General features: G+C 60.0%; 17 protein-coding genes and 1 pseudogene. 12 read left to right on the top strand and 6 right to left on the bottom strand.

What is annotated here, in order from left to right:
- Nucleotides 1-56 precede the first annotated feature (56 nt).
- Both R3C19_13655 and R3C19_13650 read right to left on the bottom strand, forming a co-directional pair.
- Nucleotides 57-2,873, bottom strand: a complete 2,817-nt coding sequence (locus R3C19_13655) for a hypothetical protein (GenBank protein MEZ6061384.1) — start codon at nucleotides 2,871-2,873, stop codon at nucleotides 57-59.
- A 222-nt stretch (nucleotides 2,874-3,095) separates the two neighbouring features.
- On the bottom strand, nucleotides 3,096-4,562 hold the full coding sequence (locus tag R3C19_13650; protein ID MEZ6061383.1) for a DUF1501 domain-containing protein: 1,467 nt from the start codon (nucleotides 4,560-4,562) through the stop codon (nucleotides 3,096-3,098).
- Between the two features lie 441 nt (nucleotides 4,563-5,003).
- Between R3C19_13650 and R3C19_13645 the strand changes: the two genes are divergently transcribed.
- The 11 genes and pseudogenes from R3C19_13645 to R3C19_13595 all read left to right on the top strand — a co-directional run bounded on the left by R3C19_13645 (nucleotide 5,004) and on the right by R3C19_13595 (nucleotide 16,015).
- A complete protein-coding gene (locus R3C19_13645) occupies nucleotides 5,004-5,975 on the top strand; it encodes a C-terminal binding protein (protein MEZ6061382.1) in 972 nt (323 codons plus the stop codon).
- The gene (locus R3C19_13640; protein MEZ6061381.1) at nucleotides 5,968-6,915 is read left to right on the top strand and encodes an NAD(P)-dependent oxidoreductase; all 948 of its coding nucleotides are present in this window, start codon (nucleotides 5,968-5,970) and stop codon (nucleotides 6,913-6,915) included. The genes R3C19_13645 and R3C19_13640 overlap by 8 nt, the downstream gene beginning before the upstream one ends.
- Entirely contained in the window at nucleotides 6,912-7,070 is a 159-nt protein-coding gene (locus R3C19_13635) for a hypothetical protein (protein ID MEZ6061380.1), read from the top strand. The genes R3C19_13640 and R3C19_13635 overlap by 4 nt, the downstream gene beginning before the upstream one ends.
- Nucleotides 7,071-7,133: 63 nt before the next feature.
- Nucleotides 7,134-7,994 (top strand): annotated as a pseudogene (locus R3C19_13630) (Ldh family oxidoreductase).
- Nucleotides 7,995-8,137: 143 nt separating this feature from the next.
- Nucleotides 8,138-8,593, top strand: coding sequence for a hypothetical protein (locus R3C19_13625; GenBank protein MEZ6061379.1), 456 nt, complete (start codon nucleotides 8,138-8,140; stop codon nucleotides 8,591-8,593).
- A 133-nt stretch (nucleotides 8,594-8,726) separates the two neighbouring features.
- On the top strand, nucleotides 8,727-9,827 hold the full coding sequence (locus R3C19_13620; GenBank protein ID MEZ6061378.1) for a cyclase family protein: 1,101 nt from the start codon (nucleotides 8,727-8,729) through the stop codon (nucleotides 9,825-9,827).
- A gap of 165 nt (nucleotides 9,828-9,992) precedes the next feature.
- Nucleotides 9,993-11,588, top strand: coding sequence for an Nramp family divalent metal transporter (locus R3C19_13615; protein MEZ6061377.1), 1,596 nt, complete (start codon nucleotides 9,993-9,995; stop codon nucleotides 11,586-11,588).
- A 45-nt stretch (nucleotides 11,589-11,633) separates the two neighbouring features.
- On the top strand, nucleotides 11,634-12,461 hold the full coding sequence (locus R3C19_13610) for an SDR family oxidoreductase (GenBank protein ID MEZ6061376.1): 828 nt from the start codon (nucleotides 11,634-11,636) through the stop codon (nucleotides 12,459-12,461).
- A 75-nt stretch (nucleotides 12,462-12,536) separates the two neighbouring features.
- Nucleotides 12,537-14,597 (top strand): dehydrogenase E1 component subunit alpha/beta, encoded by a 2,061-nt coding sequence (locus tag R3C19_13605; GenBank protein MEZ6061375.1) that lies wholly within the window; start codon nucleotides 12,537-12,539, stop codon nucleotides 14,595-14,597.
- A 60-nt stretch (nucleotides 14,598-14,657) separates the two neighbouring features.
- Nucleotides 14,658-15,023 (top strand): hypothetical protein, encoded by a 366-nt coding sequence (locus R3C19_13600; protein MEZ6061374.1) that lies wholly within the window; start codon nucleotides 14,658-14,660, stop codon nucleotides 15,021-15,023.
- Nucleotides 15,024-15,151: 128 nt separating this feature from the next.
- Nucleotides 15,152-16,015, top strand: a complete 864-nt coding sequence (locus R3C19_13595; protein MEZ6061373.1) for a dihydrolipoamide acetyltransferase family protein — start codon at nucleotides 15,152-15,154, stop codon at nucleotides 16,013-16,015.
- Nucleotides 16,016-16,123: 108 nt separating this feature from the next.
- Here the strand turns inward: R3C19_13595 and R3C19_13590 are convergent, their stop codons facing one another.
- On the bottom strand, nucleotides 16,124-17,317 hold the full coding sequence (locus tag R3C19_13590; protein ID MEZ6061372.1) for a hypothetical protein: 1,194 nt from the start codon (nucleotides 17,315-17,317) through the stop codon (nucleotides 16,124-16,126).
- Between the two features lie 320 nt (nucleotides 17,318-17,637).
- Here R3C19_13590 and R3C19_13585 point away from each other — a divergent pair, with 320 nt between their 5' ends.
- Complete coding sequence (locus R3C19_13585) at nucleotides 17,638-18,423, top strand: hypothetical protein (GenBank protein MEZ6061371.1); 786 nt, start codon at nucleotides 17,638-17,640, stop codon at nucleotides 18,421-18,423.
- A gap of 393 nt (nucleotides 18,424-18,816) precedes the next feature.
- Here the strand turns inward: R3C19_13585 and R3C19_13580 are convergent, their stop codons facing one another.
- The 3 genes from R3C19_13580 to R3C19_13570 all read right to left on the bottom strand — a co-directional run bounded on the left by R3C19_13580 (nucleotide 18,817) and on the right by R3C19_13570 (nucleotide 22,789).
- Nucleotides 18,817-19,581: a four helix bundle suffix domain-containing protein gene (locus R3C19_13580; GenBank protein MEZ6061370.1), complete on the bottom strand. Its 765-nt coding sequence runs from the start codon at nucleotides 19,579-19,581 to the stop codon at nucleotides 18,817-18,819.
- A 74-nt stretch (nucleotides 19,582-19,655) separates the two neighbouring features.
- Nucleotides 19,656-20,534, bottom strand: a complete 879-nt coding sequence (locus R3C19_13575; GenBank protein ID MEZ6061369.1) for a hypothetical protein — start codon at nucleotides 20,532-20,534, stop codon at nucleotides 19,656-19,658.
- On the bottom strand, nucleotides 20,507-22,789 hold the full coding sequence (locus R3C19_13570; GenBank protein MEZ6061368.1) for an alpha-2-macroglobulin family protein: 2,283 nt from the start codon (nucleotides 22,787-22,789) through the stop codon (nucleotides 20,507-20,509). The genes R3C19_13575 and R3C19_13570 overlap by 28 nt, the downstream gene beginning before the upstream one ends.
- Between the last annotated feature and the right edge of the window lie 77 nt (nucleotides 22,790-22,866).

Raw genomic sequence — 22,866 nt, 5'->3', positions numbered from 1 at the left:
GACGCCGCGAGGTTCGGCACCAGGATTTTCCGCTGGCACTCCGCGGAGAATGGACATCACTCTTCCTTCGGTTCCTTTGGTCGTTTCGCCACCTCGGCCATCGTTCTCAGCAGGGATTCCCATTCCGGTCGATTGTGAAGTGCGTCCAGATCGGGGTCATTCAGGACGTGGCCAACGTCGCCGAACCCGGATTCGATGGACCTGGAAAACAGATCCACCGCGCGATCCAGATACTGCTCCCGCTTTTCGTCACTGATGCCGGGAACTTCGTCGGTTCGGGCATAGGCGCAGGCCGTGTTGTAGAGCGTAATCCAGCGCATGTCTCCTGCCTCTTCAGGAACCCGGGACAGGATTTCATCCGCGTATTCCAGGCCCGCTGCGACATCACCGCTGCGGATGCGGGCAATCGCCAGCGTACTTTCGGCGACGATGTCTTCCGGCTGCAGTCGAATGGACTCCTCCAGATCCCGCAGCGCCGGACCGATCCTGTTGTCACGAAGATACAGCGACGCTCGCGAATGCAGGGCGTCCGCCATAAAGGGATCTTTGGCGATGGCATCGCTGGCGGCTTCCAGAGCTTCGCTGTACTGCCGCTGGTCGGTCGCCTGGCTCATCCTGATATAATCTGCAATGCCGGGCGACTTTTGTAACGAACGCTGTATCGCCAGCTTTGCCTGTCCTCGCAACATTGAGGAACGCGAGATGTAGCAGCGGTTGAGGATGCGTTTGGCTTCGGGGTGAGAAAACGTGCTGACCTGAGCAATCAGGTTTTGAGCGTATCCGGCTTCCTTACGGTCGAATTCTTCTTCGGAGTCGGCACGCAGTCGCGTTTGCTCCAGAAGCCGCAGCAACAGATTCAATGACTCCGGCGACGGATTCGCGCCCATGATCCGCAGAACGGCTCCGTCGCGAGCCGGGTTCTTGCCGAGCGTGCTTTCCGCCAGCTCCAGCCATCGCGGATGATTCGACGCAGCAAGCTGTTGCAGCAGCAGAGTCTGAGCGGAATCGTCCAGCCCGTTGAAATCTTCGATCAGCGGGTCCAGTTGCCGTCCCGTCGCACAGTGGATGGCGGCGGTCATCAGATTGTTGCGGACAGAAGACCGCAGCGACGCGTTCTTCGAAAGCTCCAGCAGCCGTTCGGTGTAGCGCTTGTCGGGAAACTGTGTGACCACGGCAATCAGCCGGTCGGACGTGGTTCCGTGCGGAAGCCGCAGATCGATGTACTGCCGCGCCAGTTCCGCATCGGTCGGATCATTGAATGCCAGCAGAAATTCCAGAACGCGGTCCTGCGTCTCCGGTTCGTGAATCTCCAGAACGCGAGCCCTGGCAAAATGCACGAAGCCCGGTTCCTCATGTTCCTCAAAGAACGCCAGAGTTCGCTGCAGCAACTGCGATTCAGAACGGGACAGCGGCGCGGGTGTGTCTTTGGAATCGGCTGGAGCCGCGTGTGCCACAGGTTTGTCCGGTGCTTCGTCCGGCGGATCTTTCGGTTCAGCGGAATCAGCGGACGACGGTGGTTCTGATGCTGACCGCGCGGCTCGATCCAGCAGTAGTTCGGCGGTTTCGCGAACGTAGGACGACCACCGATCGTCATCGGCGCTCAGCATTTCGTTGACGATCCGTTCCCGAAAACCGGCGTTGTCGACGCTGGTCAGCCAGATTTCGTGCACGACGCGATCGGTCTCGGGCGACAGACACTGCACCAGCGAATTCAGCGCGGCCTGAGATACTTCCGCGTCGGAACTCAGAACAAAGTTCCGCAGCGATTCCACAACTCCGGGATACGCCACCTGACTCAGCAGCTCTGCGACAAGAGCCTGCTGCGACGCCGGTGCGGAAGCGACATCAGCGATGACCTGCCGCAGTTGCTCGGGAGTCAGCCGATCGATGCTGGTCGACAGCGCCGCGCGGCGGATGCCTGGTTCAGAACTCTGCAGTCCCGCAAGTGCCGTATCCACCGGCTGGCGCTGGTACAGATCCTGCAAAGCCGCGGCGACCGCGCGTTCCCGATCCGGATGCAGAAAGGTGGAACCGCCGGAATTCCGGTATCGCCGGCCGACTCGATAGTTGCCGGTCGAATTGCCGAAACCTGCGGCATGAAACACCGGAAATTGCACGGGAGACCGGGGCTGCGGACCTGTCGGAAGACGCATTTCTTCGTTGCCGATGCGAGCGGTGGCCAGCCATGACGTGATCACTCCGCGCTGCGGCGAATGCGATTCGCCAATGCTGACGACGACCAGTCGCCGCATGCCGGCTTCGTGAAGTTCGCGGAACGCCGTCGACAGGACCCAAATCATTTCCCTGTCGATCGCATCGTTCAGCGTCATGACAGCCAGACAATTGTCCGGGCCGATCCGTTCCGTCTTCACATTCAGCAGTCGACGCAACTCTCCGTTGATCGACCAGGACAGCGTTTTTCCGTTCACCTGCCACGTCAGCGTCAGCTCCGGTTCATCGGTAACCGGCCCGGCGATCGAAAACGCGAGCCAGCCAGCAATCTCCTCGCCAGGAGCCAGAGTGCGGTCTTCCTTCAGCAGCGCATCGGGATACACAGGATTCGGGCTGAAAGCGGTTCCGTCACACGTCAATTGAATATCGCTGAGCTTTACTTCCAGCGGTCGATCCAGCGTGTTGGATACCATCGTTCGCACGGCAACGCTTCGAGCGGCATCGAGTGGCTTCGTCACAGTCCTTTCGAGATTGACCGTGACCTCCAGAATGTCCACTCGAAGGCCGGATTTCGGCGACGATTCCTGCTTCGCCGCGGCGGAGCCGGCTGCGGCATCATCAGACGCCGGCGCTGCAGCGGAAGTCAGCAGCACTGCTGCCAGGACTGCGATGATGGTTGTCAGGCGAATGTCTGCGGGCATTCGATGAGGTCTCCGCCAGAGAAAGCGCGACAGCGCCAGAGCGTCGTCCCGGTGTCCACGGCACGTGCCGAAGTGCCTCACCGATTGTACACGGACAGTGGTGAATGGGGCGAGCCGATTGTTGCGTCGCCATGCGCCACGTGCCTGCGCCGCCGCCGCGCCTGGCGCGGTGGGCGGTGCATCTTCAGCACGTCATTTGCCGGATGCCCTGACTCGCCGGCTTCAGAACAAGTCCGTGATGACGTCGCCGTCGGCCAGCAGGTTGAACGGCCGGCCTTCGAAATCCGTGGCCTGAAGGTCGTTGATGTTCATCGCGTGGTAAACTGTGCGAGTCACGTCGGCGGGAGTCAGCGGTTTTTCCGCAGGATATTCGCCCAATCTGTCGCTTGTTCCGTAAGTCTGGCCTCCCTGAATTCCGCCGCCGGCAAGAATGTCGGTCAGGCAGTGAGTCCAGTGGTCGCGGCCGGCACCGGCGACTCCGCCGGACCGAGGATCGCCGATGCGCGGTGTGCGGCCCATTTCGCTGGTCACCATCACCAGCGTCTGATCCAGCAGACCGCGCTGCGCAAGGTCTTCCAGCAGCGCGGAAAATCCGCGATCGAACTCCGGCAGCAGATTTTCCTTCAGACAGTTGAAGTTGTTTCCGTGAGTATCCCAGGCTCCGGCGCTGGCGCACTTTTTCGCGAGGCGGCTTTCGTCTTCCTTCCAGAACACGGTGATAAAGGGAACTTCAGCTTCCACCAGCCGGCGCGCCAGCAGCAGACTCATGCCGTTCACCGTCTGGCCATATCGCTGGCGGATCGAATCGGGTTCCTGACTGACGTCGAAGGCGGCCGTCGTCTTCGACGAAGTCAGCAGCGAGAACGCTCGCTCCTGCTGCCGATTCCAGACCGTCACGGAATCCACCGCGTCGAATTCTCTTCGCGCGGAATCGATCGCGGTCAGCAGACTTCGCCGCGAATCGATTCGGTCGCTGCTGGAACCCGGCAGCAGTTCCAGAGACGGTGCGTGAAACTTCAGCGGTTCGTCCAGGCTGCCCTGCAGATACACCGGGTCGTGTTCGACTCCCAGCCGTGCGGCAAACTGTCCTGGTCGAGTATACGGAGCCTTGCTGGGCTTATGCGGCAGCGTGACGGCGTTTGGCAGATACGGATGCCTCGGCCGGCGGGAACCGACGACGGTTCCCATGAACGGCCAGTCGTCGGGCATCGGGGTGCGATTGTTGCCCAGCGACTGAAAGGTGGGATCGGGAACATGGCCGGTCAGGTTGTAATAGTAGCCGGCGTGGTGGTCGTTGGTGTTGACGGTTCCTCCCACAGAATTCAGCACGGCCAGGTGATGCGCCTGCTGAGCCAGCAGCGGCAGGTGTTCACACAGACGAACTCCGGAGGCCGACGTGCTGATTGGCGAAAACGGCCCGCGATATTCCGCCGGAGCGTCCGGTTTCATGTCCCACATGTCGACGTGCGAAGCGCCGCCGCAGAGGAAGAACAGAATTGTCGACTTCGCCTTGCCCACACCGTTCGTGCCGCCCGACGCGCCTTCCGGCTGTGACGGACGCGGAACCGCCAAAGACGCCGAACCAAACGGAACGCCTGCCAGACTCAGGCCCGACGCAACCAGCATCGCTCGCCGATTGACCGATCTGTGAAGTCCGGCCGCAGCGGCATCAGATTCGTGACGAAGCATTTCTGATTCCTGAAGAGTGCCTGACCAAATTATGAAACACCTGTGAGCGACAGGCTACTGAATTGTCAGTTGTGATTCGAGAGATGTCTGAGCGCGACCGATTCGCCTGGAGTCACCGCGCCGTCCGAGGACGCCCGTCGTCGGCAGGAAACGGTCGTCGCTCGGCCACCGAAGCGAAGTCAGTTCGGCGACGTCAGCGGTTGCGCCCCGCGCGGCTGCCGCCAGCCGATCCGATGCTCGACACGATCGACGCTGACCGGAACCGGCGTTTATAGTTCCAGCCGTGCGGTCGTTCGAGGGGAAGCTTGCGGGCGTCTCGTTGTTCGAGATCGCCGCGCGACGTCTTTGTCCCCGGTTTCGTCGTCTTCGCGGCAATACCGAAATTCGGTCACGATCGTTGTTCGTCAGGGTTTCCAGGTTCACCACGGTTCGGAGTTGTTCATGCCCACGGTTGTTGTTACCGACTACTCATTTCCGTCGCTGGATATCGAAGAGGCGATTCTGAAGTCTGCCGGCTGCGAACTGGTGGCCGGGCAATGCAAAACTCCCGACGAACTGAAAGCTCTCGTCGCCGACGCCGACGCGGTGATCACGCAGTTCGCGCCGGTGAATGCCGATGTTGTTGCGGCGATGAACAGAGCGAAAGTTATCGTGCGCTACGGCATCGGCTTCGATAACGTGGCCTGCGACGCGGCCCGCGATCGCAACATTCCCGTCTGCAACATTCCCGACTACTGCATCGATGAAGTCGCTGACCACACGCTGGCATTCATTCTGGCGGCGACTCGCGGCCTGCGAGCCAACCAGTCGATGATGACCGGCGGTGAATGGGGACTGGGACTGCCGCTGGAACAGATGAAAGCGCTGAAGGACCAGACGGTCGGAATCGTGGGACTCGGACGAATCGGGAAGGCGGTTGCCGCGCGACTGCGTGCGTTCGGCTGTGCGATGCTGATCGCGGACCCCGTCGTTGACGCCGACGCTGCGAAGGAACTCGGCGGCACACTGGTCGGCATCGACGATTTGCTGAAGAACAGCGACGTCGTGACTCTGCATTGTCCGTCCACACCGCAGACTCGCGGAATTATCAACGAATCATCACTGGCCGCGATGAAGGCCGGAGCAATTCTGATCAACGTCGGGCGAGGTGATCTGGTCAACCTGAAGGCTCTGACCGCGGCACTGGACAGCGGCCACATTTCGGCGGCGGCTCTGGACGTCTTCGAAGTCGAACCGCTGCCCGCTGACAGTCGCCTGCTTGCGATGAACAACGTGATCGTTTCGTCGCATGTTGCGTCGGCCAGTCCGAAAGCCGTTCGCAAGCTGCGGGAAACCGCAGCCAGGGCCGCCGTGTCCGCATTGCGCGGGGAACCTCTGCAGAACATCGTGAACGGAGTCGTCGTCGATGTCTGACAGCGGTTCAGCAGTCGTCCTGGTCACGGGCGGAGCCGGATTCATCGGAACGTGGGTTTTGCGCGAATTGCTGGCGCGCGGCGCGCGACCGATCGTCGTTGACGTGAATCCGACCGATGATCGCTGGCACCGGATTCTGGGCGATCGCCGCGGCGATGTCACAAGGGCTGACGCGTCGCTGCTTGACTGCGACAGTCTGCTGGCCGCCATTCACGAATATTCCGTCACGCACATGATTCATCTGGCCGCACTGCTGACGCCGGCCTGCCAGCAGGACCCGTTGCTCGGATGCCGCGTCAACGTGCTGGGCAGCACCAGCCTGTTCGACGCCGCTCGCCGATCCCGGCGCGTCAACAGCATCGCGTACGCAAGTTCGTACGCGGTGTACGGTGATGACACGGGGCCAGGCCGCTCGTCAAACAGCAGTCCGCCGATGTTCTACGGAGTCTTCAAGCAGGCCGTGGACCAGATCGCGGAACAGTATTGGCGGCACTTTGGGATTTCGTCTGTCGCCATCCGTCCTCACGTCGTTTACGGTCCGGAACGCGATCAGGGGCTGACAGCCGGGCCGTCGCTGGCCTGCAAAGCAGCGGCGCTCGGCAAAGACTATACGATGGGCTACACCGGCACGGTTGGATACGACTTTGTTCCGGATGTCGCAACCGCATTTGTCCGAGCGGCGCTGGAATGCCCCGACGGAGCGGCGATCGTGGACCTTCCCAGTCAGCCGGCGACGACAGAGGAGTTCGCCCGGCTGATCGAAGAAGTCGCGCCGGAGTCTGCCGGCCACATTCTCGTCGACGGTCCCGCCATTCCGTCAAACATCCCGCCGGCGCCCAATTACATCGCCACGCTGTTCCCGGACTGGCAGCCGACTTCGCTGCGTGATGGAATCCGGCAAACGGTTGACTTCTATCGTTCCGGAGCGACCCATCCATGAAAGTGTCCGTCGCCGACCTGAAAGACTTCACGGAAAAGTGCCTACGCTCGACGGGGCTCGGCGACGATGATTCCGCCACCGCCGCCGATGCACTGGTGACGACCGATGCGATGGGCGTGTTTACTCACGGACCAAACTGCTCAACGGGTATCTGAAGCGACTGTATGGCGGAGGCTACACGACGACTCAGTCACCCGTGATCGAGCCGCGAAGGGCCGGCCTGGGCCGTTATCGACGGAGCCACCGTGCTCGGTCAGATCGGCAGCGTCTATGCCATGAAAACCGCCATCCGCAAGGCACGAGACGTCGGCATCGCCTGGGTCGGGCTGAGAAACACGGGCCACATCGGAGCGGCCGGATACTATGCGACGCTGGCGGCCCGCGAAGGATTCATCAGCATGGTGACCGGCAACGACATCCCCAGCGTCGCGGCTCCCGGATCACGCGGGCCAGTGCTGGGAAGCAATCCGCTGGCCTATGGAGTTCCGGTGACCAGGGCTGACCCGATCATTCTTGATATCGCCACCGCTGCTGTTGCGGGAGGAAAGGTCTACGCCGCGTGGCAGCGCGGGGAACCCATCCCGCCGACCTGGCTGATCGATTCCGAAGGCCGCCCCACTACCGACGGAAGTCTCTATCCATTCAATGCCGCTCTGGCTCCCATGGCGGGACACAAGGGCTATGGTTTTGGACTGTGGTGCGAAATTCTGTCCGCAATTTTGCCAGGAGGAAATATGACCTGGCAGGTGGGAAGCTGGCTGTTCGACGAACCGTCGAAGCCCTCGTGCCATAACGCTTCCTTTATCGCCATCAGCGTCGAAGCGATCTCACCGCGAGAACAGTTCGACCAGCGCCTGCGAGCACTGATCGACGAATTGCATCAAGCGCCGACTGCCGACGGTGTTGAACAAATCCTGCTGCCGGGAGAACGAGAATGGCGACACTACCGTGAATCTCAACAACACGGAATTCCACTACCGCAGGATGTGGCCGATAAGGTGCTTGAAGCAGCCGAACGTGCATGGTGGAGGCTCCGCGGCACAAATAGCAACGGAGAATTGTGGTCACGCGCGTTGTAACCCGCCAATCGGCATTGGTTGATGGCTGTCGATCATTGGTCCATTGCAGAAATATCCGGAGACGATTGATGCATCCTGCGAGACAAACACTTTGGAACCGTCCCTGCCCAACCTTCCACTTCCTGTCGCTGATCCCTTGCTGCATGGTTCGCAACAGCCGACTGATCGCTGCCTGCTGCCTGCTGATCCTGGTTGACGGTTCGCGTACGTATGCGGACGAATCCAGGTTTGTCGATTGCTCACTTCTGGTGGCTCCGGAATACCCCGCGACCTGGCCAACGCCGTTTCCCCGATTTCAGATCGTTCACCAGAGAACGATTGGTCCGGACAGCGCATACAACATTGACTCTCTGCTGATTGACGGCAATACGGGAACTCAACTGGACGTCCCGCCGCATTCCGTCGCGCGACCGGATCTGAATCGTCCGAAATCCGGCCCGCTGGATTGGCGTACACAGACAGAATTGAAGCCTGGCAATTCGGCGGCGAAGCGTGTGTTGTCGATGTACGCGATCTGCTGGACAAAGCTGCAAAGGGAGTCAGCCCGCTCGTCCGGCCTCAGCACGTGGAACGGTTCGAGTCCGCCTACCGCACAGTGAAGTTTGGCGACGTCGTGCTGTTTCGCAGTGATTACTCGGACACATACTATCGCCCGCTTCCCGAAGGACGGCGTTACATCGCAGATATTCTCGACCGAAAAGCTCCCGCTATCCAGACCCGGATCCGGACTGCATGGAACTTCTGGCGACTCGAGGAGTCATGACACTGGGAACAGACAGCGCCAGCATGGGACCGCTGCCGGACCTTGCCGAACCGACTCACTATGCCGGCCTGAAACACGGCATGATCTGGACCGAAGGAGCGACAAATCTTGCACAACTGCCAGCCACCGGATCCTTCTATTGCCTGCTGGCACCAAAGCACGAAGGCGGCCCCTACAGCGAAGGGCGAGCGTTCGGGATTGTCGGCGGCGAACTGCCGCAGCGGCTGATTGATGCGTGCCGCAACAAGCGAGCCGTGGACCTTTCCCCGACGCTGTCGCCCTCCATGCCGCTCACGTCACCCGGCATTGGCACCGGCGAACATCGGCAGGTCTATCTGAAGGTCGATTTTCTGTATTCCGATTACCTCGACATGTGGCACCACACGCATCTAATGGATGCCACAGCGGGAACTCACCTGGTGCCGCCTGCATTCGCCCTGCCACGACACGATGAACAGCCGGCGTATGCTCCGGAGGTCCGTGGCTGGCTGGAGGAATATGAACAGAAATACGGCAAACGCGGAACAAGTGAGCTGACGACCGAAAGGGTCCCTCTGGAATGGACCTGCGGGGATCTGCGAGTCATCGACGTGCGATCTCTTGCGGGCACCACAGACCGCGGATCGTGGCCATCGTCGCCGGAGATCACGCCGGATGTCATCGAAATGTATGAAGCTGCGACCGGACCACTTCAGCCGGGACAGATTGTTCTGTTTCAGACTGGCCACCTGGACCGACATCTGAAGCCGGCGCCCGACGATACGGGAGTCTGGTCAGACCCCTTGAAGGGCGACGCTGAGGGCTGGCCGGCGCCGGGACCGGACGCCATTCTTTACCTGCACAGCAAAGGCATTCGCTGTGTCGCCACCGACGCGCCGGATCTTGGCGGTGTCGAACGTCGGCGAGCACTTCAGACGTACTGGGCTCTGGGCAGCCGCGAAATGGTTGGAGTCGAGTTCCTTCACAACGTGGACAGCATCCCCTCCGGCACGAAACCATACTTCCTGTTCGCCGCGATCAAAGTGCGAGACTGCCACGGAGGACCGGGAAGAGCGATTGTGCTGTGGTAGAGAGAGTTGAGAGACGAGAGACGAGAGAATTGGGAATGGGAATGGGACGTTGCAATGGTGTGAGCTGCCTGGGTGGCGTTTTTTTGGGTGCCATCCTATATCCACGTGCAGTTGCCGGCGCTCATGACACGCTGCGGATAGTCAATTTCAGGTGACAACAGACCAATGACTGATTATCAGCTTCCGAAGACTCACCTTCCTACCTGGGATCTGGCGGAACTGCCTGAACCGAAGCCGCTTGGCCTGCGGAATCTGGCCGGGTTTATCGGTCCGGGGATCGTGATGTGCGGCATCCAGATCGGTGGCGGTGAGTGGCTGTTCGGGCCGGCGATCACGGCAAAATATGGCGGCGGGCTGATGTGGATCGCAACTGTCGCCATCCTGTGCCAGGTGTTTTACAACGTCGAATGCGGACGCTACGCGCTGTACACAGGAGAACCCGTCTTCACCGGATTCATGAGAACCAGCCCGGGGCCGGGGTTCTGGGTCAGCGTTGCAGTTTTGCTAAGCCTGGGCTCATTCATTCCGGGACTCTCCACCAACGCGGCGGTGCTGATTTCGTCGATGTATCTGGATCGTCCACCGACAAATGATGACACATTTATGGTGAACGCCATTGCCTATCTGTGCCTGGCGATTGTCGTCCTGCCGGTGCTTGTCGGCGGAAAGGTTTACAACATGCTGCAGATTGTGATGACGGCCAAAGTTTTTGTCGTGCTCGGTTTTTGTCTGTTTATCGGGGTGTTTTTTGTCAGTTGGCAGGGCTGGGCGGACGTGTTCAGCGGATTTCTGAAATTCGGCAATGTTCCCGTGGACGACGGTGCCGGCGGTGAACGTGTCGTCAACGCGTTTTCACATTATTTCGAACACGGCGAGTTTCCCGTTGTGTCGCTGGCCAGCATCGCGGTGCTGGGTGCCTTTGCGGGATACGCGGGAGGCGGTGGTCTGAGCAATTCCACCTACAGCAATTTTGTTCGCGACAAGGGCTGGGGGATGGGCAGCCAGGTCGGTGCCATTGCCAGTGCCGTCGGCGGACGGAATATCACGCTGAGTCACATCGGCAAGGTGTTTCCGCTGAACGACGACAGCCTGCGAAGGTGGAAGGGCTGGTGGACGTATATTCTGTCAGACCAGTTTCTGGTCTGGATGCCGGGTTGTTTCATGGGAATGGCCCTGCCGGCTCTGCTGTCGATCGAGTTCGCGTCAGGTTCGCCGATGTTCGGACAGGATCTTCCGTATGCGCAGTCGCTGATTTCCGCGGACGGCATCCGCCACGCTCCAGGCGTCAGCCCGGCGACTCGCGAGTTATTGTGGATGGTGACATTGTTCGTGGGGCTGATGGTGTTTCTGCCAAGCCAGATGTCGATCGTTGACGACGTTGCCCGTCGCTGGACGGATATTGTCTGGTCGGCCAGTCCCGGCATTCGATCTCGGCTGAAACCCAATCAGGCAAGCCGCATCTACTACACAATTCTGACGGGCTATGTGCTGTGGTCGTTTATTTCGGCGACGGTCTTCCTGACGTTTGGCGATGCACCCAGGCTGATGGTGCTCGTTATCGCGAATCTGAACAACGTGGCACTCGGGCTGACGTCGTTCCATGTCTTGTGGTTGAATCGAAACCTGCTGCCGCAGACGCTGCGTCCCCGCTGGTTCAATCAACTGGGAATTGCCGCCTGCGGCGTGTTCTATTGCGGCATGGCTGTGCTGGTGTTCGTCGCCAAAGTCTGGCCCTTGCTGTCAGGATCGAATCAGGTGTGATTGCCGCCGGTTTTCATCTACTCATGCCTCATAGTCGGAAGTCTCATGCCCGCTGCAACATTTGATCTTTCCGGAAAGGTCGCCGTCGTATCGGGGGCTGCTCAGGGAATGGGACGAGCGACTTCGATCGCACTCGCCGAACATGGCGCAGACGTTGTGCTGGTTGACCTCAACGCTCCCGGCGCGGAATCGAGCGCGGAAACGGTTCGGTCACTTGGCCGAACGGCACTGACGGTTCCCGCCGACATCTCCAGTCCGGACGCCGTCGCTGAACTTTTTCAGCAGGTCGACCGCAAATTCGGCCGTGTCGACTTTCTGGGCAACATCGCCGGCGAAGGATGCCTGGCAAAACCGGAAGACCTGACGATCGAAGAACTGCACCGCGTCCTGCAGAATCTGGTGGTGGGCCGGTTCGCGATGTGCCAGCAGGCGGGGCGCCGGATGCTGAACCAGGGATCCGGTTCGATCATGAACATTGGCTCCCTGGCCAGCAGTACCGCGCTGGGGCGCGGACATATCGCGTACAGCATGGCGATGGGAGCCGTCATTCAGATGACTCGCGAACTGAGCACCGAATGGAGTTATCGCGGGGTGCGCGTCAACTGCGTTACTCCCGCGCAGGTGGTCAATCCCGGTTTGCAGGCGCGCATGCAGGACGACCCGACTCTGGAGGAACGATTCCTTCGAGGCATACCGGCCGGAAGACTGGGTGTTCCCGAGGACATCAGGGGACTGGCAGTTCTGCTCGCGTCCGATGCTTCTTCCTGGATCACGGGAGCCATCATTCCGATGGATGGCGGCAATATGGCAATGAACGCCGGCGGCAGCGCCGGACACCTGCAGCATAAAGTGCAGCGGTTTTCCGGGAAGTAGCAAATCACGGTCGTCGACCAGTTTCATCACGATCCATCACCAATACCAACACCAATGACAAGTGACCACCGGCCGATGACGAATGAAGTTCTGCTCAGTTTATACCGCACTATGCTGACCATCCGTCACACGGAAGAACAACTGGCGCGATGTCATCAGCGCGGGCTGGTTCTGGGAGCGTGTCATACATATGTCGGCGAAGAAGCGATTGCAGCGGGCGTGTGTGCTCATCTGAAGCCGACCGACGCGGTTTTCAGCACACACCGCGGACACGGACACGCTCTGGCGAAAGGTGTCGCGCCGGAAGCGTTGATCGCGGAGCTGTTCGGCCGCCGGACTGGTGTGTCACATGGCCGCGGCGGAAGCATGCACCTGTTCGCACCGGAAATCGGCATGATGGGAACCAGCGGAATCGTCGGTCCCAGCATTCTGCAGGCCTGTGGCGGCGGTTACAGCGCGAAGATTCGTGGAACCGACCAGGTTTCCGTCGCATTTTTCGGCGACGGAGCTGTCAACAACGGAGCGTTCCATGAAGGCTGCAACATGGCCAGTATCTGGAAACTTCCGGTGCTGCTGATCTGCGAAAACAATCAGTTCGCCACGGAGGTTCCGTTTGCCTATTCGAGCGGTATTCCGGACGTCGGGCGGCGGGCCGCGAACTACGGACTTCCCGGATTCGAAGTCGACGGCAACGACGTTGTGGCCGTGTATGAAACGGCCCGCGAAGCCGTCGAGCGGGCTCGTTCCGGAGGCGGTGCGACGCTGATTGAGTGCAAGACCTACCGAACGCGCGCACACGCGGAAGGCATGGGCGACTACACGTACCGCACGCGCGAAGATGTGGCGGAGTGGCGGCAGAGGTGCCCGATCCAGCGGCTGGCGAATCGGCTTCTGGAATCCGGAGCGGCAACGGAAGAGGAACTGTCCGCCATTGATGCCGAAGTCAGTGCTCTGGTGCTCGAAGGCAGCAACGCGGCGGAAGCGGCTGCCTGGCCGGATGCCGTAACCGCAACGCGACACGTCTACTTCGAAGGACCGCCGCCTGTGGTCGCGGGTTCGGAGCCGGATCCGGGAACTCGCATAGTCAATTATATCGCCGCCACTCACGAAGCCCTGGATTATGAAATGCAGCACAATCCGGCCATTTTTGTGATGGGAGAAGGCATCGGCGCCCGCGGCGGAAACTTCGCGACAACGACGGGACTGTATCACAAGTACGGCGCCGAAAGACTGTGCGACACGCCCATCTGCGAACGAGGATTCGTCGGACTGGCCTGCGGAGCGGCGATGACCGGAGCCCGGCCGATTGTCGACTTCATGTTCATCGATTTCATCAACGATGCGTTCGGTGAGACAATCAATCAGATTGCAAAGATGCAGTATATGTCCAGCGGCCGGCTGCGAATGCCGGTACTGCTGCGTGGCTGTATTGGCATCGGTCACAGCGCGGCGACCCACCATTCCGGCAGCTATCATTCGATTTACTCGCACATTCCGGGACTGCGAGTGGTGATTCCGTCGACGCCGTATGATGCGAAGGGTTTGTTCCACCAGTCACTGCGCTGCCAGGATCCGGTTTTGTTTCTGGAGCATCGTGAACTGTACGGCATGAAGGGTGCCGTGCCGGAGGAGCCGTACGAAATCGAATTTGGCCGTGCCGCTGTCGTTCGAGACGGAAGCGACGTGACGGTGGTGGGCATTGCTCTGATGGTCCACAAGGCAATGGAAGCCGCCGAGCAGCTTGCCACCCACGGCATTTCCGTTGAAGTGATTGACCCGCGGACAATTTCGCCGCTGGACACGGAAACGATCCTGAAGTCGGTATCAAAAACCGGGCGGCTGCTGATTGTCGACGAAGCATTCGCGCCGTGCAGTATCGGAGCGGAAATTGCCGCGCGCATTGCGGACGAGGGTTTCGACGAACTCGACGCGCCAATCAGGCGGCTCAATGGCGCCTTCGCCCCGACGCCGTATAGTCCCACACTGGAAGCTGCCGTCGTCCCCGGCTCCGGCGATATTGTGGAGGCGATTCTCGCGCTTTGCTGCGGAATGAAGGCCGACCGCCTGCCGCGGAAGCCGTGCTTCGGAAGCTCAGATGCCAGCGATGACCGACAACAGAGAACAGTGAACCAATGACCCACCGCCAGATCACAATTCCCGACTCGGCTGGAGTATGGACGAAGGTACGTTCGCCGAATGGGCGAAAGCCGACGGCGAATTCGTCGCGGCGGGGACGTGTTGTTCCTGATGGAATCCGAAAAGGCATTGCAGGAAGTGGAATCCGTTGACGAAGGCTTTCTGCATATTCTTCCCGGCGGACCGAAGGAAGGGGACGTTGTCAGAGTGGGGACCGTGATTGGATTTCTGCTTGGCGAAGGAGAAGCGATTCCGGAAGACGACTGGAATTCGCAGGCGGAAGCACGCCGGCCTGCGCTCGACGGCGGGTCATCGGCGACGCTTGCGGAATCGTCGCCACCGGTTGCCGCGGCTTTTTCCGCACCGGCGCCCTGCGCTGCAGCTCCTTCCGTGCGGCGACTGGGCGCGAACTTGGTGTTGATCTGACGTCGCTGAATCTTCCGGGAACGGTTTCGGAACACGACGTCCGCCGTGCGGCGCAGGTGCAGACGCCGCGCGCTCCGCGCATGGAAGCAGGTTCGCCATTGTCGGCCGTCGCGGCGCCAGCCTTTTCGATGCCGCCCGTTCGCAATTCGAATCCTTCGCTTCCGAAGATTTCACCGCGAGCGGCCCGGACGGCGCAGCAGTTTCACATTGACTGGTCGACCATCACGGGCAGCGGACGCGGCGGCCGCATTCGTGAACGTGACATCCTGGCGCTGGTTCCTTCGACGCTGCCCGCCGAACCGCAACCGGATGCGCCGGGAGTTCTGCATCCGGCATCGGGAACTCGCCGCACGATCGCCAAACGGATGCTGGAAAGCGTGCGGCAAACAGCAGCGGTGACTCTGACGACAAAGGTTGACGCGTCGGAACTTGCGACATTCCGGGAACGACTGCGGTCCGCGGCAACTGACGTTGTTCCGTCGTACAACGACATGCTGGTCAGGCTTGTCGCCGGTTGTCTGGCCGACTTCCCGCAACTCAACGTTGTCTGGCACAACGACGGAATCTATGTATTTGACGAAGTGAATATCGCCGTCGCCGTGAACACCGACGCCGGGTTGATGGTACCGGTGCTGAACAACGCCGATCGCCTGAGCTTGTCGGAAATCAGCGTCAAGACACTGGAACTGGCACAGATGGCTCGTGCCGGCCGGCTCCGCGGTCCGCAGCTTTCCGGAGGCACGTTTACGGTCACGAATCTCGGGGCGTTCGGAATCGATTTATTCACGCCGATCATCAACCGTCCGCAGTCGGCCATCCTGGGAATCGGTCGCATCATTTCGGAGCCCGTCATTCGCGAAAACGAAATCGTCGCCGGGAAGACGTTGTCGCTGAGTCTGACGTTTGATCACCAGGTGATCGACGGCGCTCCGGCGGCTGAATGGCTGCAACAACTGTCAGCCAGAATCGTCGCGCCGGAACCGTACCTTTGAGGTTGAACAACGTCGCCGCGCGTGCCGAGCGACAAGTGTCCGGAATTCAACGCCGGCGGCCTACGCGAAGTGACTTCGCGGGAACCGCCGGATCAATGGCTTCGGACGCTACTCGCTGCTGTCAGGTTTCGGACGCGGGATCCTCACGGCAGTGAGTTTCTCAGCGTCCGGCGACAGGTTTTCGGCAGGAAACGTGTGCAGCGCTCGGCTGTGGTTCGCTTCCGTGTACAGCGGAATGTAGATGTTCTTTCGAGGCTTGCGAGCCTTCAGGTTTTCAAACTGTTCCGCCGTCAGCGCGATCCGAAAATAGCCGTCGGCATCCGGACGGGCCGGGCCGGCGTATGGAAAATCCACCTGGATTTCCGCGCCTGGCCATGGCAGCGGATTCAACACCGGAGGCGAACCGTCTTCGAACAGAAGCCGGCCGTAATACGTTGTCGACCGCGCCACCGACACCGGCTTCGCGCCGTCGGGAGTGAACGCGAAGCTGTCGACGTCCAGTCGCGGATCCGCGGGCTTTGGCTTCACCGTGTAGTTGCCGACGGTCATCGTCAGCCACAGGTCACCCTTCTTCAGCGCTGCCAGTTCGTCCAGTGAAAACGCCGCGGTGAACTGCCCTTCGTTGCCGACTGTGCCGAGATCGAAGCCGTGTTCCTGGTCTTTTTCCCAGAGCGTGACGGTCGTCGACATGCCGGATTCAAAATCGACCGCCGGTTTGCCGTCGTCGAACTGAATCACCGCATGCAGCAGCTTTCGAAATGGCTGTTTGGCCTGACTGGAAAGATCCCAGTCCGCGACGTCGTTCTGAATCACGATACTTTCCGGCCAGGCATATTCCTGAAGCGCCTTCTGCTGCTGTTCACCTGCCACATAAACCGTCAGCACGGGTTCGTAGGTTTGCGGCTGCGGATCGGTCGTCTTCGTGTGCCACAGCGCGATGCCTCCAAGCACGTTCAGGCTGACGTTGTACGCGAATTCCTGTTTCTTGAACGACGCGACGGTGGGATCGCCCGGCACGAGCCTGACGACATGGTCCCGCAACCGGACTTTGGAAAACTTCGTGATCAGATCCGTCACATCGTCAGGCTTCGCGTTGAAGTAGAACGTGTCATTCCCGTTGACCCACAGCGAATAGACCCGCGACCCGTGCCGTGGCAACTCCACCAGCCCATGAGCCCAGTCCGGCTGCGGATGCGCCATCAGATCCGGCCCGATCCGTTCTTCGGCCAGGCCGAAAGCAATCGGACCGGCGCACACACCTGCGACACTGACAAGGACGGCTGGCAGAAGTGATCGAAACATGGGATGGCTCCGGAATTCTGCGGGCAAACCGGAAGATTCCGACAGCCGCACGATTCAAACCTTTATCCTATCATACGAGCCGACGTGACAAGTCCGGGTCACTGTTGGTCACCCGCTCGGCACCGTATGTCTGCATGACAATGAAGTTCGCAGGACAGTCTCCGAATCCGTATCAGCCCTCCGCCGCACACACGGCGGAGAGTTCGGAACGCTGTCGTTTGAAGTGTCCCGTTTGCGGTGAACGTGCAGGGTCGACACTCAGGCTGTTGGCTGCGTTCGCGATTCGGGCCAGCAAGTGTTCAAAGTGCGGATCACACGTCATGGTTTCGGGTTCAGACACCAACGCAACAATGCGCACATTCGCGAGCCTTCAGCCGGCACTGTTGCTGAATTTTGCGGTCACCGGCACCATCGCCTTCGCCGGTCATCCGGTCGAAGCAGCGTTCTGGGGTGCCATCGTGTATCTGGGCAGTGCTGCCGCTGTACGTCTTTGGCTTGAACGCGATTTGTTGCAGATCGAAGCCGCCGTTGATCGCAAGCGCCCCCACACGTGGCGACTACCAATCGGCCGCAAGGCGATGCTGATGGCATTCGCGCTTTTCGGTACGATTCACTTCTCGCTGTCGACCGGATTCTGGACCGTGATATTCCTGCATTGCTACCTTTGGGACCCATCAAGCTGGTACTGGATGAACAGCGAGTTGGTAGTCACATTCTGCCTGTGTGTGACAGCTCTTTGGGCGTTTTCGCTGAGCGTGGATCTTGCGTTTCGAGAATCTAAAGCCGCGGAGGGGGTTCTGTTCCTATCGTCCGTGTATTGTGCAGCGGTGTTTGTGGCTGGCACTGGGTTTGGTTCGGCGCAGATTTACAGCCTCGGTCCGCCGGGTACGACGAACTTCTGGGCAACTTGGTGGTGGTACGGGAAGATTTCCGGCAGTTGGTCCTTGGCCGAAAGAAGTACTGCTGCGACAATATTTGTGGCTTTGGTCGGAGCAGTGTTGTGGTGGTGCCATCGCAGGCGATTGCAGTTTCTGCCGCACATGTCCCTCGCACGTGTCGTGAAATCACCTCTTCCGAACCAGGGAACGCAATCAGATGCTCGATAGTCTACCGACGGTTGGCTCTGGACTTGCACTAATGCGTTTGAACCTGTTGCTGGCGGGCGCTATCTTGGTGTGCAGCGCCTTCGCGTTTCGTTCGATTTCGCGGTCGCGCCGCGACCGTCACACGCAGGAAGGAACGAGATTGGCGTTCGCTGCTCTTTGCACCGGACCGCTCCTTTCTTCACTGCTGTGCGCCGGAATGCTGCTTCACGCAATGTTTGTTATTCGTTCAAGTGTCATCGTGAATGACGTGCTTCACTTGCTCGCGCCGATTTTCGTTATCGGCTGTTTCGTTGGAAGTGTGGCGGCAATCGTTCTGAAGGCTATCGTTCGGTAATCGCGATACCCGAGCGCAGGAGGTGCGGTCGGGACCGCACGAGACATCGACCAACATCCTCAAACCCGCGCCGTTGCTTTGCAGTCCGGGTAGCCGGTGCAGCCCCAGAATTGCTGGCCTTCGTTTCGGCCCTGTTTGGCGGTTCGCAGTGCCATGGGTTTGCCGCAGCGCGGGCAGTCGGGGATTGGATCGGTCGAATCTGACAGATTTGACTGATCTTGTTCTTGCCTGGCCCGTTCGGCCATGCGTTCGGCGGCAAGACGTTCGCTGTAGCCGCCTTCTTTGACGAACTGCTGTTCCAGCGCGTCGATCTGTTTGTCCAGCAGGTAGTTGGCCTGGTGGATCAGGCAGATCACGGCATTTGCTCGCACCGCCGCGTCGTCGTGGTACAGCCAGCGCGAATACAGCCCCCATCGGTGTGCATCAGAAAGACCGGTCAGATCTGTCGGATTGGACTGATCTGCCTGATCCTGTCTGAAACGCTGAGGCACGGCGCGCACCGCCGATGCTTCGGCGGAATCCGGCGCCCACTGCCGCAGCCGCCGATGACGCAGGTAGTCTTCGTAGTCCAGCAGCAGTTCTTCCAGGCTCGCGCGAGCGACATTCACGAGCCGCAGTTCGGTCTGCGAAGACGTCGCGGACGCGCGGCTGCCTTCGGCGATGTTCTGCCGACCTGATCGAGCGGCCTGGACCATCTGATCGACCGTGCGCGACCGCGAATCCAGAAACCGCTCGCAGAACCAGACCGTCGCGTCGTAAATGATCGTCGACGTCTGAAACGAAGCCATTTTGCGGTAACCGCCGCTACTGCGAAAACGTGCCATGGTCTTGCAGAATAAGATCAGTCGGATTGGTCGGATCAGACAAATCAGTCTGATCGATTGTTGAACGGCCAGCACTACCGATCACGAACCCGCAGATCAAATTCATCGCTGTTGCCCACGAGTTCCGGGGCGTACATGCCTTCGATGATGGCGGGCAGAGCGCTGACTTGTTCGCTGGGAGACTCGGCTCGCAGGCGGTAGCTGATGCTGTGCGTGCCTCGGGCGAGGGTACTTAAAAAGAACGTGACTTTGGCGTCGCGCAGTTCGCGGTAGGCTCGCAGACCTTCGAATACGTAGCCGCTGCGCTGGTCGTCGGGTTCGAAGCCGCTGGGTTTGCGGTCTTCCAGCATCAGGTACTCGTAGTCATTCTTGCTGTCGACGATCAGTTCCACTTCCACCAGTTCGCCGCTGGTGACGCTGTCCAGGTTTTCCAGCGGAATGCGTTTGTACTTCGCGGTCTGCTGGCTGACGACCTGGCCGCGATCTCCCTGCACGCTGACTTCTTTGTCGTCTCGTTCCAGCCGATAGAAGCGGCGAGCCACCTTGACTTCCAGTCCTGTGGCGGTGATCGGGTCTTCCTTCGTGAAGTTGGTCAGGTATGCGTTGAAGTAAACCGGACCGGTTCCCGTGCGGCGGATTTCGATCCTGTGCGCACCGGTCTTGACGGCATCACCAACCAGTACCATCGCGTTGTCGAAGCTGAACAGATTCTCCGGCGTGATGGACACTTTCTTCTGAAGCGTGCCGTCGACGAGGATTTCGACGGTCATGTTGGGTTTATCTTCACCGCTGACGGCGATGTAGTCGGCCAGAGCTTCCACGACCAAAGCGGTGTCTCGAGTGCTGTTCCAGTACGTACCGTGTTTGCGGTTGTTGAGCAGGTACTTAACGAGGCCCGGAGCCGTTTCGCCATTGGGCTTCACTTTCAGCAGCAACTGCAGGTAACGAGCCATCGCTTCGTTTTCGCTGCCATACCAGTACCACCAGAAGTTGCCGGGAAGTCGCGCAGCCAGGCGGTGTTGTTTTCGTCGTCGGTGACGAGAAACTGTTCGATGTTGCGAAGGATCATGTCGCGGCGTTCGTGCGCTTCGGCCCGCGGCTCGGCGGGAGCCTCGCCCTCCCAATGCAGCACCAGTCCCGTCAGAGCCATGCCGTAGACGGACAGGTCGCCTCGGTCGCGGTACAGGTAGTCGCTCATGGCCGGATCGCTGGCATCGTGTTCGGTCAGGACGAAGGCGACGAAGGCGTCCATGTTGTCGGCCTGGTTCTTATACGGCTTATGGCGGTCCTTCAGTTCGTCCGGATGTTCTCGCCGCCAGTCGCCTTCGCGCAGTTTTTCCAGTTCGGTGGCCTGGTAGCTTTGCAGCCAGTCGACTCCGCGCTGGATGACGTCGGGAAGAATCGGCACGTCGTTTTTCTGAGCGATGGTCAGGCCGTGAACAACCTGCGATGTCAGATGAGCGGTCGAGTGTTCTCCGAAGCCGCTGAACCAGCCCCAGCCGCCATCGGACAACTGCATTTCCGTCAGCGCTTTGACTCCGTCGGCAATGATGACGTTCATTTCCGTTTCGTCGAAGACGGGATTGCGGTCGTAGCGTTTCCGCTGAGCTGCTCGATCGGCGGCGTTGCCGAGTTCCTGAGCGTTCAGGTTGGTGCGTTTGGCTTTGACGTCGGCCAGGTTGACTCCCATTGTCTGCAGCGTCCGCTGCGTGATCACGGCGGGCAGAAAGCGGTTGAGCGTCTGTTCGGTGCAGCCGTAGGGATAGTCGATCAGGTAAGGCAGCGAATCGACCATCGCCGACGCCAGCGACGGGCTGTAGCGAATCTCCAGCCGCGACTGTTCTTCAATTCTTGCGGCCGGAACGTTGATGTTGACGGTGGCCGAATCGCCGTTGGGGCGGATGATTCCGGTGAAGCTTTCGGTCTTCAGAATGCCGTGGACGTTGACGGGAATCGTCAGTTCGGTGGCGTCGGATTCCTCATCGGTCAGAGCTTTCATGCGAACGGTTGTGGAGCCGGACGCGATGACGTGAACGTTCCAGTCGACTCGGGCTTCGCCGTCGGCGGGAATCTGCACGATGCGTTCGGCGTCGTCGAGCAGTTCGAGCTGCCCGCCTTCGGTTTCCAGGACGACTCGCGCGGACTTGGCGTTCTTCAGGTAGTTGTGAACGACGGCGGACAGCGTGATGCGGTCAGTTTCGGTGAAGAAGCGGGGCGTCTGCGGCCGGATAATGAGATCTTTGCTGCTGATGATTTTGGCGCTGCCCTGTCCGACTCGCGTGCCGTCGCCGATCGTCCAGGCTTTGACTTCCCAAGTGGTCAGGTTGTCGGGAACTTTGAAGCTCGTTTCGACGATGCCGTCAGCGTTGGACGTGACCGACGCGACCCAGTGAGCGGTGTCTGCAAACTGCGTGCGCACGGTCGGTTGGACTTCGGCGGCGGGCGGAACGCCCGGGGCCATTGCGGCTTTCGCCAACGGTGCGGCGAACGCTCTTGCATCACCCATCGCAGCATCGGCGGGTGCCGCGTCGAACTCGACGCTATCCGTCGGCACAGGGCCAGCAATTCGAGAGAATTGTACAACAGGCCTCCCCAGTCCAAATTCACCACGCACCATCCAATCCGCGCGACCGAACCGACTTGGATCTACCCCGCGCAGTTGCTGCATCGCGATTTCGTTCTGAAGCTGCAGCGGGCTTGAGACGTCATTCAGCGTGCAGTCGTTCTGGACATTGTGATAGCGACGGACGTTCCAGAAGAAGGAGCGGATTTCGGGAACCTCACTCGCCGCAATGTATTCCAGGCTGGCGTCGTAAACGCTCAGGACGGTATTGCCGACGAAGGGTCTGCCTTCGAGATTCGTGAGCTTCAGTTTCACCTTCGCTTCGTCACCCGGACGATAGCGTTCGGAGGACGGCAGAACTTCAATATTCGCTATCTTCTTTTCCGGCGGCACGACGATTTCGCGTACTTCGCTGTGGAGTTTGCCGTCAGCGATTGTGAACGCTTCGACGAAAATGTTGGGCATGTCGCGGCGTTCGATCTTCAGGTCGAACGTCGTGCTCTTGCCATCGAGTCGCAGAACCAGTGGTTTGGGAACCAGGCCGTTCATCGCGCGGACAAACAGCAGCACAGTGCTGTCGGACTTATCGGTGTTGATCAGCAGACTGACTTTTTCGCCGGGCTGGTATTCCTTCTTCTCGGTGATCAGTTCGAGAGCGTTGAAGCGAAAGTCGCTGCCGTCTTCGTTGGGACTCGAACGAAGAAGACGTAGCCGCCTTCCTG

Source organism: Planctomycetaceae bacterium, from assembly GCA_041398785.1.
Classification (GTDB): Bacteria; Planctomycetota; Planctomycetia; order Planctomycetales; family Planctomycetaceae; genus JAWKUA01.
Note: the sequence above shows the minus strand (reverse complement) of the source record. Positions and strands in the feature narration are given on the sequence as shown.